Annotated in this window: 9 protein-coding genes; 2 read left to right on the top strand and 7 right to left on the bottom strand. The window is 35.3% G+C overall.

Annotated elements, in window-relative coordinates:
* Window positions 1–28 precede the first annotated feature (28 nt).
* Window positions 29–2,230: a RecQ family ATP-dependent DNA helicase gene (locus V7Z48_RS01375; RefSeq protein WP_334111591.1), complete on the top strand. Its 2,202-nt coding sequence runs from the start codon at window positions 29–31 to the stop codon at window positions 2,228–2,230.
* 19 nt (window positions 2,231–2,249) lie between these two features.
* Here V7Z48_RS01375 and V7Z48_RS01370 read toward each other — a convergent pair whose 3' ends face one another.
* The 6 genes from V7Z48_RS01370 to V7Z48_RS01345 form a co-directional block, all read right to left on the bottom strand.
* Window positions 2,250–3,632, bottom strand: coding sequence for an MATE family efflux transporter (locus V7Z48_RS01370; protein WP_334111590.1), 1,383 nt, complete (start codon window positions 3,630–3,632; stop codon window positions 2,250–2,252).
* Window positions 3,633–3,957: 325 nt separating this feature from the next.
* Window positions 3,958–5,070: an ATP-grasp domain-containing protein gene (locus V7Z48_RS01365; RefSeq protein WP_334111589.1), complete on the bottom strand. Its 1,113-nt coding sequence runs from the start codon at window positions 5,068–5,070 to the stop codon at window positions 3,958–3,960.
* A complete protein-coding gene (locus V7Z48_RS01360; RefSeq protein WP_334111588.1) occupies window positions 5,070–6,020 on the bottom strand; it encodes an NAD(P)H-dependent flavin oxidoreductase in 951 nt (316 codons plus the stop codon). The genes V7Z48_RS01365 and V7Z48_RS01360 overlap by 1 nt, the downstream gene beginning before the upstream one ends.
* 2 nt (window positions 6,021–6,022) lie before the next feature.
* Window positions 6,023–7,639 (bottom strand): S8 family serine peptidase, encoded by a 1,617-nt coding sequence (locus V7Z48_RS01355; protein WP_334111587.1) that lies wholly within the window; start codon window positions 7,637–7,639, stop codon window positions 6,023–6,025.
* Between the two features lie 31 nt (window positions 7,640–7,670).
* On the bottom strand, window positions 7,671–8,858 hold the full coding sequence (gene mnmA, locus V7Z48_RS01350; protein WP_334111586.1) for a tRNA 2-thiouridine(34) synthase MnmA: 1,188 nt from the start codon (window positions 8,856–8,858) through the stop codon (window positions 7,671–7,673).
* Window positions 8,859–8,961: 103 nt separating this feature from the next.
* Complete coding sequence (locus tag V7Z48_RS01345; RefSeq protein WP_334111585.1) at window positions 8,962–9,669, bottom strand: toxin-antitoxin system YwqK family antitoxin; 708 nt, start codon at window positions 9,667–9,669, stop codon at window positions 8,962–8,964.
* 72 nt (window positions 9,670–9,741) lie between these two features.
* On the opposite strand from V7Z48_RS01345, the gene V7Z48_RS01340 reads away from it, so the two are divergent.
* Window positions 9,742–11,139, top strand: a complete 1,398-nt coding sequence (locus V7Z48_RS01340) for a fasciclin domain-containing protein (protein ID WP_334111584.1) — start codon at window positions 9,742–9,744, stop codon at window positions 11,137–11,139.
* A gap of 341 nt (window positions 11,140–11,480) precedes the next feature.
* On the opposite strand, the gene yidC is transcribed toward V7Z48_RS01340, so the two are convergent.
* The gene (gene yidC, locus V7Z48_RS01335; protein WP_334111583.1) at window positions 11,481–13,388 is read right to left on the bottom strand and encodes a membrane protein insertase YidC; all 1,908 of its coding nucleotides are present in this window, start codon (window positions 13,386–13,388) and stop codon (window positions 11,481–11,483) included.
* Window positions 13,389–13,439: the final 51 nt, after the last annotated feature.

Below are 13,439 nucleotides of genomic sequence, written 5' to 3'. Positions count from 1 at the left end.
ATAAATATATAATACCAAAAAGGGATTAATGAGTATTACTGAAATTGAACTACATTCTGCGCTAAAAAAATATTTTGGCTTTTCTAAATTTAAAGGACTACAACAAGGTGTTATTGAAAGTGTAATGAAAGGTAACCATACCTTTGTAATTATGCCCACTGGTGGCGGAAAATCGCTTTGCTATCAGTTGCCAGCCTTAATTAAAGACGGAACTGCCATAGTGGTTTCGCCATTGATTGCCTTAATGAAAAACCAGGTGGATGCCATAAGAGCACTTTCTGAACACGAAGGTGTGGCACACGTGCTTAATTCATCATTAAATAAAACAGAAATTAAACGTGTAAAGCAAGATATTGTTGATGGTGTTACTAAATTGCTTTATGTAGCTCCAGAATCACTTACTAAAGAAGAATACGTCGATTTTTTAAAAACTGTTACTATATCATTTTTAGCAGTAGACGAAGCCCATTGTATAAGCGAATGGGGGCACGATTTCAGACCAGAATATCGAAATTTAAGACATATAATAAAACGAATTGGCGATGATATTCCTATTATCGGACTTACCGCAACAGCCACTCCAAAAGTACAAGAAGATATTTTAAAAAGTTTACAAATACCCGATGCAACTACTTTTAAAGCTTCATTTAACAGACCAAATTTATATTATGAAGTAAGACCAAAAACTAAAAATGTTGACGTAGACATTATTAAATTCATTAAGCAAAATACCGGTAAATCCGGAATTGTTTATTGCCTGAGTAGAAAAAGAGTTGAAGAGTTAGCACAAGTATTACAAGTAAACGGTGTGAATGCTATTCCTTATCACGCAGGTTTAGACCCCAAAACCCGTGTTAAACATCAAGATATGTTTTTGATGGAAGATGCTGATGTTGTAGTCGCTACCATTGCTTTTGGTATGGGAATTGACAAGCCCGATGTACGATTTGTGATTCATCATGATATCCCGAAGAGTATTGAAAGCTATTACCAAGAAACCGGTCGTGCTGGTCGCGATGGTGGTGAGGGACATTGTCTTGCGTTTTACGCTTATAAAGACATAGAAAAATTAGAAAAATTTATGTCTGGAAAACCTGTGGCCGAACAAGAAATTGGCCATGCTTTACTTCAGGAAGTGGTTGGTTATGCTGAAACTTCAATTTCGAGACGTAAATTTATTTTGCATTATTTTGGGGAGGAATTTGATAATGGAACTGGTGAAGGGGGAGACATGGATGACAACATTCGTTTTCCTAAAAAACAAAAAGAAGCCAAAGACGAGGCTGCAACCGTACTATCTATAATTAACCAAACCAACGAAAAATACAAAGCCAAAGATTTAGTTAATGTTTTAATTGGAAAAGCCAATGCGCTTATCGTATCTCATAAAACCGATACCTTACCATTTTTTGGCATTGGAAATGCCGAAGAAGGCAGATACTGGATGGCTTTAATTAGACAAATGTTAGTCGCCAAATTACTGGAAAAAGATATTGAAACTTATGGTGTTTTAAGGATTTCGGCTAAGGGACGAGGATTTCTAAAAAATCCTGAATCCTTTTTGATGGCCGAAGATCATGTTTATAGCGAAACCGAAGACGAAGGTATTATTACCAACACTTCAGGAAGTTCGGCTGTGGCGGATGAAGTTTTAATGGGTATACTGAAAGATCTTCGTAAAAAACGTGCAAAACAACTTGGAGTGCCTCCTTTTGTTATTTTTCAAGATCCTTCTTTAGAAGATATGTCACTTAAATATCCAATTACTTTGGAAGAATTAGGCAATGTACATGGGGTTGGCGATGGAAAAGCTAAAAAATACGGAAAACCATTTATTGATATAATTGCCCAATATGTGGAAGAAAATGATATCATACGTCCAGACGATATGGTGGTTAAATCTACAGGTAGCAATTCGGCGATAAAGCTTTATATTATTCAAAATATTGACCGCAAATTGCCACTCACCGATATTGCTGATTCCAAAGGCATGAGTATGGAAGATTTTATAAAAGAAATGGAAGCCATTGTTTATTCGGGAACCAAACTCAATATTAATTACTGGATTGACGATTTACTTGACGAAGATCAGCAAGAGGAAATACACGATTATTTTATGGAATCTAACACTGATAAAATATCAGACGCGGTTGATGAATTTGATGGCGATTACGAAGAAGAAGAACTCAGACTTTATCGAATTAAGTTTATAAGTGAAGTTGCAAATTGATAAACAGGATAAAGCGCTGTTAATCCTTTATAGCTGCATTTGCAATCAACTTCTTAGTTAAATAATTAAACCTAAACATTAATAAAATAGCAGCAGAAGTTAGTCCAGCTAGTAGCCCCAGCCAAATGCCAAGACTTCCAAGCCGTTCTTCAGTTCCAAAAATTAAGCTCACAGGAAAGCCAATTAACCAATAAGCGACAAATGTTATAACCGTCGGTATGGTAACGTCTTGAAGTCCGCGTAAAGCACCTAAAACTATGACTTGTAAACTATCGCTAATTTGAAAAATGGCGGCAGCAACTAATAAAGTTGCAGCAATTTCAATAACTTCTGTATTATCAGCAAAATTTGTAGCATCGTTTAGGTCAACATACAAGGTGGGAAAGAAATTGTTCCAGATTAAAAAACACGCAGCAAAGATTACCGCAAAGAAAAATCCCATTAAAAAGATTGATATAGCAATGCGTCTTAAATTGACAAATTGTTTTAATCCTTTTTGATTTCCTACCCGAATCATGGCGGCTACACTTAAACCAATGGCTACCATAAAAGTCATTGATGCCAAATTAAGTGCAATTTGGTTGGCTGCTTGTGGATTTTTACCTAAAGTTCCACTCAACCAAATAGCGGCTGTAAATATAGCGACTTCAAAAAACATTTGCATCGCACTTGGTAAAGCTAGGCCAAGCAATTTTTTAATCATCGGTTGCTCTAAAACAAAAAATTTGATGTTGGTAACGTATGCCCTAGATTTTTCTTTTGCAACCAATAACCACCACATGTAACCAAGCATAACAAAACGCGAGATCAAGGTTCCAACTGCGGCGCCAACTATACCCATCTCAGGCATTCCAAATTTTCCAAAAATGAGCATATAGTTTAAAATCACATTTATCAAATTACCCAGAAGCGTAGCATACATTGGATATTTGGTTAGGGACAATCCATCACTAAATTGTTTAAAGGCCTGGAATACAATTAACGGAATTAATGAAAGTGCAACTAGATCTAAATAAGGAATGGCCAACGCAACAACTTCTTCGGGCTGCTTCATTAAATACATTAAAGGCTTTGCCAACAAAACTAAAAGAAACAACAACACACTAAGTACGGTACATAAAAATAAACCGTGTTTAAACGATGATTTTCCTTTGGCAAAATTTCCTTCTGAATCTGCCTCTGCAACTAACGGCGTAATAGCTGTTGAAAAACCTATACCGATAGACATTGCAATAAAAATAAAACTGTTACCAAGAGACACAGCTGCCAGTTCTGCAGTCCCTAATTGTCCAACCATTACATTATCAACAAAACCAACAAAAGTATGGCCCAGCATACCAAGCATAACAGGAGACGCTAAACGCCAATTGTATTTAAACTCTTTGGTATATTGGTAAAGCATCTTATCAATTAAATTTTAGAGCGCAAAGTTAATTTCATTTCATTGGTAAACCCAAAGTTTTTAAATAGATTTCAAAAGATTGACGTGTAGTGGTTTAGATTATAAATTGTTAATAACATTTCAAAAAAATCTTTTGTGCTTTCATAAAATCAATTTATTTTTACTTGAATTAATCGCATAGCGTTTAATTTATTGAAACTTTGCTATTATTTTAGAGGGATTTAAAAATATTATTCTGAAGTTTCAAAATAAAACTAGCCATTTCAGTCTTGAAATGGCTTTTTTCTCACACCAATCTAATCAACCGGTATTTTTAAAAACAGTGTCATAAGATTTTTAGTTTGCTTTGAGCCCATAAAATAAATAGATAAAGTTTTGGGAATGGATTAGATAACACAGATTTTAGTTCTGTTTGATTCCAAATAAAACCGAATCTAAAAATAAAAGCGGGATGCTTACGTAAATATTTCAACAACCCTGTAAATCTCATAAATTTCTCTGATTTATACGGTATTAGATGAATTGATTCGCCTAAAGCCATCTTTATAGCCAATTCAGGAAAATTAACTCCTACGGATTTAGAGGCTTCTAAACTGTCCCAAAATCGTGCGTTAACTTCAATAACTTTGTAATTGTTTTCATTTTCATCAAATCGCAAATCAATATGTGCGATGCCACTCCAATTCAATTTCATCATTAATTTATGAACAACTTTAAACAATTCATTGTTTTTTACAAATTCAAGACCGGTTTGCGGACCGTAAGGATTTTTACCCTGAATAAAACCTTTTTGTATAGTATGGGCTAAGATTTCACCATGCTCACACAGTACACTACAATCAATATCAAATCCATGGATGTAATTCTGTAAAAATACATTGGCAAACTCATTATTAGATTCAAAATAAGTCTCCAAATTAGTTAAATTATTAAATCTCAGAATTCCATTTCCACCTTTTTGATTTGTTGGTTTTAATAATATGGGAAACTTTAATGACTGCTTTAACCGTTGAAAATCAGTCAGATTTTTAAACTCATAAGACACAGGATGAGGGATAGCTTTCTGTGATAAAAATTTACTCAAATTGCGCTTATCTATGGCAGTTTCATAACTTTGTAGAGTTGGTAAAGGAATAACTCTAACTGAATCATTCAATTGAGATCTAAATTTGAGAATTCGAATCATCTCAGGTTCAGCAATGGGTAGAATAACATTTATTTGATGTTCTTCAATAAAATTATTAATGGTGTTTACCCAGTAAATCTCGTCGGTAAAATCGTAGGTGGAAAAACTGAATGTATGTCTGGAATATTTTAACGGTGTGTTTTTTTTATGCGATAAAACATAAAGCTTATAATCCTTAAATTTTGAAAGACAGTTAACAACATGAAGTGCCCATGATGAACTTCCGTCGGGAATCAAAATATGTATTGACATCAAGAAATTATTAGGTTTTCAACATCATGTTTTGCCATATTGAACTCTTGTAAAAGATTTGCAACAATAACAGCTACCGGTTTAATATCATTAATCAATCCTGAAATTTGACCAATTTCAAGTTCACCTTCATCTAAATCACCTTCAAACATACCGCGTTTTGCTCTTGCTCTTCCCAATAACGTTTTAAGATCTTCTACGGATGGACCCTTTTTGTACAACGCTTCAATCTGATTGTAGAAATCATTTTTTAATAATCTCACTGGTGCTAATTCTTTTAAGGTAAGTTGAGTTGCGCCTTCTTTGGCATCTACCACCATTTGTTTAAACTTTTGATGTGCCGATGATTCTTCACTGGCAACAAATCGGCTTCCAATTTGTACGCCATCTGCACCTAAAATCATAACAGCCAACATAGCAGCTCCAGTCGCAATGCCACCAGCGGCAATGAGCGGTACTTCTAATTGCTCCCTAACCATAGGAATAAGTGTTAATGTAGTTGATTCCTCACGACCATTATGGCCACCAGCTTCAAAACCTTCTGCAACAATTGCATCTGCACCAGCTTCTTGCGCCTTCAGTGCAAACTTTAAACTACTCACTACGTGTACCACAGAAATACCGCGATCTTTAAGCCAAGTAGTCCATGTTTTTGGGTTTCCTGCCGAAGTGAATACGATTTTCACATTTTCTTCAACTATTATATTCATGATATCTTCAATGTTTGGATACAACATTGGAACATTAACACCAAAAGGCTTATCTGTTGCTTTTTTACATTTTTGAATATGTTCGCGTAAAACATCGGGATACATTGAACCTGCACCTATCAAACCTAATATGCCTGCGTTACTCGCGGCCGAAGCCAATCGCCATCCACTATTCCAAATCATTCCAGCTTGAATGATTGGATATTCAATATTAAAAAGTTGCGTGATGCGGTTGCTCATTATTATAGTTTGATAAGTTTAAATTGCTTCGTAAAGTTGTCAGCCTTTATTGATATAATATAAATACCGGTTGCCCAATTAGTCATATCGATACGATTGCTGTTATTATTTATTTGATTTTGTAGTAATTGTTTCCCTAGTTGATCGTATATTCTTAATTCAAAGGCAGAACTCAATCCACTAAAATTAATATTTAAAATATTTTCGACTGGATTAGGAAACACCGAAATTTCAATCGATTCAACATCTTCAACTGACAAGCCTAATTCTAATGCTTCTGCTAAATTGGGAATGCCAAAGCCTAAAAAATTATCTGGATTATCAAACTGTGAAGCTGACTGCCTGACCAAGTTTTTAAGCTGTTCGGGGTTATGTTCTGGCAAAGCTTGCCACAAACAAGCCATACCTCCGGCTAATACTGGTGAACTAAAGGAAGTACCACTATTATTGACGATGGTATTATTGGCGTCAATTACAAATGTTGAAAAGCCACGGGCAACAACATCCGGTTTTTGTGTGGGTTGCGCACTACTACCTTGTGAACTAAAAAAAGCGTATTCGCCATTGGCATCTACTGCGCCAATCGAAAATACTTTGGGCGAATCGGCTGGCGCACCAACTGTTTGCCAAGCAACATGGCCAGAATTACCTGCCGATGTAATAATTAACATGCCCTTTTCAGCGGCAATAGTGGCACCTTTTGAAATAAATGCCGTTGTGCCATTCATTTGGCTCGGTGAATAACTATAGTTGGGATTATCGTAAGTTGTATAACCTAAGGATGTGTTGATGATGTGAACACCTAGACTATCGGCGCGTTCTGCAGCTTCCACCCAATAACTTTCTTCAACGGGGTTTTCGCTAAAAACGTCTTCAGTTCTGAAAACATAATAAGAAGCATCGGGTGCAGTTCCCACGAATTCATCTTGGACAAATCCAGCCATATCACTCAATACTTTGGTGCCGTGATCGTTGTTAGTAAAAGCGTAAACATTTTCTGTTCTGTCAACAAAATCGTAACCATTTAAAAGCTTTCCATTATCTCTTAACCGCTGAAATGCGCCCATTGTATTTACATTGGGAAATCCTGAATCCATAACAGCAATCACGATGCCTTCGCCAGTAAAATTTTGCAAGTGTAGTTGCTCAGCTGCAATCATGGTAACTTGATTATCGGTATTTCCGTAATTGAATTCGGTTTGGGTGTTTTCTATTTCGAATTTATCGTTATTCAGTAACGACCTAGAATCGGTATTTAAACTTTGGTTTGCGTAAACAATTTCGGTTACAAAAGGCAAGGCTTCCAAGGCTTCAATAAATTCTAAATCGCCCCTAACGTGAACAGAATTAAACCATTTAGATTTGGCCAAAACCTGAATCCCATCCTGATTTTTAAGTTGTGTGATATAGGCTTCATTTACAGGAACATCACGTTCGTCTATAGCAACATTATGCAAAGCTTTTCTGTTAAGTGCCTCTTGAGTAAGAATGGTGTTCGGATTGTTTAAATGAAAATTAACATTCTCTTTATCTGCTAAATAAACCCATGCGTCTTCTTGCGCATTCGCAGAAGACAATATAGCAGTAAACAGAGAAAATATTATAATTTTCAGTTTCATTGATACAGAATCGGGTGAATTATAATGCAATTTAAGAAATTACTCCGGAACCTAACAATTCATTATCTAAATACCATGCAACAAACTGACCTTCAGTTATAGCAGACTGTGGCTGTTCAAAAACCACATACATGCCATTCTTTGATTTGTAAAGAATGGCATTTTGTAAAGGTTGACGGTATCTAATGCGCGCTTTCACTGGCATTTCTTCTCCATTGTTAAGTCGTAAATCTTCTCTAATCCAATGGATTTCCTTTTCATTTACAAATAAAGCACTTCTTAACAAACCTGGATGGTCATTACCTTGTCCTGTATAAATGATATTGTTTTCAACGTCGGTTTCTATTACAAATAAGGGTTCAGGTGTGCCACCAACAGCCAAACCTTTTCGCTGACCCTTTGTAAAATAATGCGCTCCTTGATGTTTTCCAACAATTTTGCCATCGGTAATTAAATACTTATTTTTTTGCGATAACCAATGATAGGATTCTTCTTTAGTTGAAAATTCCAGCTTATCTTTTTCAAAAACTTTAGCCTGAGAATCTATTTCAACGATACTTCCCTCTTTAGGTTGTAATTGTTGTTGAAGAAATTCTGGTAAACGTACTTTTCCTATAAAACACAAACCCTGTGAATCCTTTTTATCTGCCGTAACCAAATTGAGTTTTGAGGCGATTGCTCGAACTTCTGGTTTGGTTAATTCACCGATAGGAAATAATGCTTTTGACAATTGATGTTGCGATAATTGACATAAAAAATAGGATTGGTCTTTATTGACATCTACTCCAGCAAGCAATTGATAGATTTCTTTATGGTCTTTTAAAATAGTACCTTTTCTACAATAATGGCCAGTTGCAACATAATCAGCACCTAAATTAAGAGCGATGTCCATAAAAACATCAAACTTAATTTCGCGATTGCAAAGTACATCAGGATTAGGAGTCCTGCCATTTTTGTATTCCTTAAACATGTAATCAACGATACGCTCTTTGTATTGTTCACTTAAATCTACAGTTTGAAAAGGAATGCCTAATTTTTCGGCAACTAACATGGCGTCGTTACTATCATCTAGCCATGGACATTCATCTGAAATGGTAACAGAATCGTCATGCCAATTTTTCATAAAAAGTCCAATAACCTCATGACCTTGCTCTTTAAGCAAGTATGCAGCCACACTGGAATCTACACCACCCGATAAACCTACAATTACTCTTGACATTTTGCAAAATTACGAATTAAAAGCTGTAAAAATCAGTAATGACTTATTGATAAAAGTTATTGAAGTGTGTGGTTATGCAATAATACGCGAAACTTTTTAAATGCTATTGTCTCACCCATCTTCCGGAATCGTCATAAAGCCGCTCTTCTTCTAATTCCCCGTCTTTATAGTATTTCCAAGTACCAGTGCGTAAGTCATCTTTATAATTACCTTCAATTATTAATTGACCTTGATTGTCATAAAATTTTGCTTCACCATCTAGTTCTCCATTATTAAATTCAAGAGATTTATACAACTTACCTGTTTGTGAATACCATAAAGAAAGGCCATCTAATGTTCCATTTTTGTAATGCAGTGATTCTCCTAATTGACCATTTTCAAAATAAATTAGGCGCTTACCATGGAGTTGGCCAGACTCGTTGTAATATTCTTCTGTTAGAATACCATCGTTATTTTTGTGGTAATAAATCCATTTGTCTACGTATAGTTTTCCGTTCATTTTGCCTTGACTAACCAATTTCCCTTTTGATGTGAAAAATTTAACCACGGCTGTTGAATCATTTTCTTTAAATTCTTTGGTCGCGCTTAAAACACTTGTTTTACGCTCGAGTTTGTAATACTTAAACAAACCAACTTCTTTGCCATACTGGAATTGTCCTTCGTATCGCTTTTGGTCTGTCCCATCGAAGTTTTTAGACCAATAGCCGTGGCGAATACCATTTTCATCTAATTGATTTACTGCTTCTTGTGAATTCAATATTTGAACACCACATGTTAAAATAATGATAAAACTTAAGGCAACTAGTTTCATTTTGTTTAAGGTTTCTATATATTTGTTATACAAAGCAAATTTAATGTTGAACAAATTTAAAAACTCAAAAAAATGAAAATTATTTCAAAAATGTTAAAATTCGTAGCTGTTTTTCTTTTAGTGGTAGGAATTCAGTCGTGCAGTAATGACGATGACAATAATGTCGTTGATCCAGGACCACAAAACATTGTACAACTTGCGGTAGCGACACCAAGTTTAAGCAATTTAGTAGCTGCTTTACAAGCGGCTGACGGTGATTTAGTAGCTGTATTAAGTGGTCCTGGCCCATTTACAGTATTAGCCCCTACTAATGACGCATTCGCTGCGTTTTTATCCGACAACGGATTTAATAGTTTAAATGATGTACCAACCGATGTACTATCTCAAATTTTATTAAACCATGTTATTGCAGGAGATGTTTTATCTACTGACTTGGTTGCTGCTGGATCTGGTTATGCTAGTACAAGTGCAACTGGTGCAGGTGGCCGAAATTTAAGTATTTACTACAATACATCAAATGGAGTAAGGTTTAATAATGCAGGTTCAGTTACTTCCGCTGACATTGACGCATCAAACGGAACCATTCACATTGTTGACGGTGTTATCGGATTACCTTCAATTGTTGATCATGCTGCTGCAAATCCGAGTTTTTCTACATTGGTTGGAGCACTTTCATCGGCTAATTTAGTTGATGCTGTTAATGGATTTACAGAAGGCACCGTATTAGCGCCTGTAAATAGTGCTTTCGAAGAATTAGATGCCATCCCAACAGGTGAAGCTTTATCGCAAGTTTTACTGAACCATGTAGTTGCAACTAATGTATTTTCTGATAACTTAATAGATGCCGTTACTGGTTACGCTAATACTTTAGCTACTGGTCCTGGTGGAAATAATCTAAGTTTATATTACAACACTTCTGATGGCGTTGTGTTTAATGGGGCCTCAGAGGTTGCAGTTGCAGATGTTGTTGCTACCAATGGTGTCATTCATGCTGTTGATGCTGTAATTTTACCACCAACTATCGCTACGTTTGCCACTACAAATTCAGCATTGAATAGCTTGGTTGCAGCGTTGCAATTAGCCGATACTGGAACGCCAACGGTGCCATGGATTGAAACTGTTTCTGATGCATCTGCAGGTCCATTTACTGTATTTGCTCCTACCAACGGTGCTTTTGCAGATTTATTATTAGAGTTGGATCCTTCTGGAAATACAGCTTTAGGCGATTTAGCTCCAGCCACAGTTGACGCAGTTTTATTAATGCATGTTGTAGGTGCAAACGTACAATCTTCAGGTTTACCAAATGGTAGTGTAACAACACTAGGCGGGAATATTATGGCGAATAATACGGCGTTTACATTAACTGATCCTAACGGGCGCGTGAGTGACATAGTAACAACTTTGGTGGATATTCAAGGAGTAAATGGCGTGGTTCACGTAATTGATAAAGTAATCCTACCGCAACAATAATACACATAAAAGATTTTATTTTAAAAACCTCCATTTTACGGAGGTTTTTTTTTGCCTAGATTCCAAATTTTAGTGTTCCTAAACTACTTCCTTCTATCCTAGTTTCAGGATCAATTGGTGTATTCTACTGTTAATTTTTCATGGTGTTTAAAAGCTGTAAGTGGTCGTTATAAACAATAACATGCTTTAATATAGAGCTTGATTATTTCTATTACCTTGAATTCAAAACTATTTTATTTTTATCATTGATTACAAAACTTATAGTTAATTCTTAGCTGCATAAAACAGAAAACAATAAAGCCCCTTAAAAAAAGAGGCTTTTACTATCGACGATAAATTTATTATTTCTTCTTCTTGTTCTGAATTTGTTTTTGCTTTTCTGCCTGTTCCATCATTTCTTGCATTTTACGTTGAAACTTGTTCTGCTTCTTAGGTTTGCTTTTACTAACCTCAATTTTGGCCAAAACTTTGTCTTCATTTATAATATAGTTTTTTATAACCAACATAATACCTATACTAATTAGGTTTGATACAAAATAATACAAACTTAAACCAGAAGCGTAATTATTAAAGAAAAACAACATTAAAATTGGTGAGAAGTAAATCATGTACTTCATCATCTTAGTCATATCAGGCATACCTTCTTGCGGTGGTGCCTGCGACGCCATTTGCTGGCCGGTTGTCATTTTCATGTAAAAGAAAATAGCAATAGCTGCTAGTATTGGGAACAAACTCACGTGATCGCCATAAAATGGAATATTAAACGGTAAGTTAGCGATAGCATCGTAAGATGATAAATCATCTGCCCACAAAAAGCTCTTTTGCCTTAAATCGAAGGCTGTTGGAAAAAACATAAATAAAGCGTAAAACACGGGAATTTGCATTAAACCTGGCAAACATCCACTTAACGGACTCGCACCTGCCTTGTTTTGCAATGCCATAGTTTCTTGCTGTGCTTTAAGTTTGTTGTCTTTATATTTTTCTCTTATAGCCTCTAATTCTGGCTTTAAAATTTTCATTTTAGCCTGCGACAAAAACTGCTTGTATTGAACAAATGAAAGTACAATTTTCACCATTATAGTCATTACAATAATCGCAATACCGTAAGGTAAGAACGAACTTAACCATGAAAAAAGTGGGATAAACAATGCTTTATTTATCCAGCCAAAGATTCCCCAACCAAATGGAATACTCTCTTCAAGGTTTTTATTATACTGCTTCAGAACTTTACTATCTGTCGGACCATAATACAAACCAAAATTATCGTTAATTTGACCACCTGAAAAATTCAATGCAAATTTTGAAGCATATTGTTTGGTAAATACTGTATCTATATCTTCATTTTCAACTAAATCTTTAGAAACTAAAGTAGCTGAAGAGATTGGTTTTGCGGGTACTAAAATATTGCTAAAGAAATGTTGGCGATAAGACAACCAAGAAAGGTCCTTTTCAACCTCCTCGTCGTCTCCTATTTGTTTTAACTTATCGATCTTTCCACCCTCATATTCATAAGTTAATCTGGTGTAGCGATTTTCGTATGAAATACTTTTAGATTGACGCTTTGATTTTAATTGCCAGTCTAAATTGATAGGATACGCACCATTAATAAGATTATCGAGTCCTTGAGAACGAATGGTGAAGTCAATCATATAATCGTTTGGCTTAACTTCGTAGCGGTACTCTAAGAATTGTAATTCAGAAACTTTAAGTCGCATCGACACCACAGTATTATCGCCATTATTGGTAACAATGGGCTGAAAAAATAAATCTTGTGTGTTTAAAATTCTGTTGTCTGTAGTGCCAAAATTAATATTGAAGACCGAATTACCATCTTTTATTATATAGATAGGAATGGAATCGTGATTTACAAATTCATTTAGTTTTACTTCCGATAAAAATCCACCTTTGTTAGTAAATTTTAGGGTAAGTAGTTCGGTAGTTACGACTGTTTCTTTATCACTTTCGGTAGCAATTGAAGTAGCGTAAGCAAAGGCGCCTAGCTTCGTTTTGATTTGTTCAAGTTGAATGGAATCGTTAACAAGGTCAGGAGAAAAATCTTCAGAAGTGGTGACAAGAGTTTCTTGATTTGCTTTTGGTTGTTTTTCAACTGCCTTTTGTTCAATTTCTGCTTGCTTTTTGGCCTCAATTTCTTCAGGACTTGGCTGATTGGTGTAAAGCATGTACAAAAGAATCCCGAATATAAGTATGAATCCGATGATTGAATTGGTATCTAATTTCTTTTCTTCCATTTATGAGGTAATAATACTTTTTAATACTTGAATGATAAAAGCCATTACAAA

It is taken from the genome of Paucihalobacter sp. (genome assembly GCF_036825875.1).
In the GTDB taxonomy this organism is placed as follows: domain Bacteria; phylum Bacteroidota; class Bacteroidia; order Flavobacteriales; family Flavobacteriaceae; genus Paucihalobacter.
The sequence above is the reverse complement of the archived record's forward strand: the minus strand, read 5'-3'. Positions and strand labels throughout refer to the sequence as shown.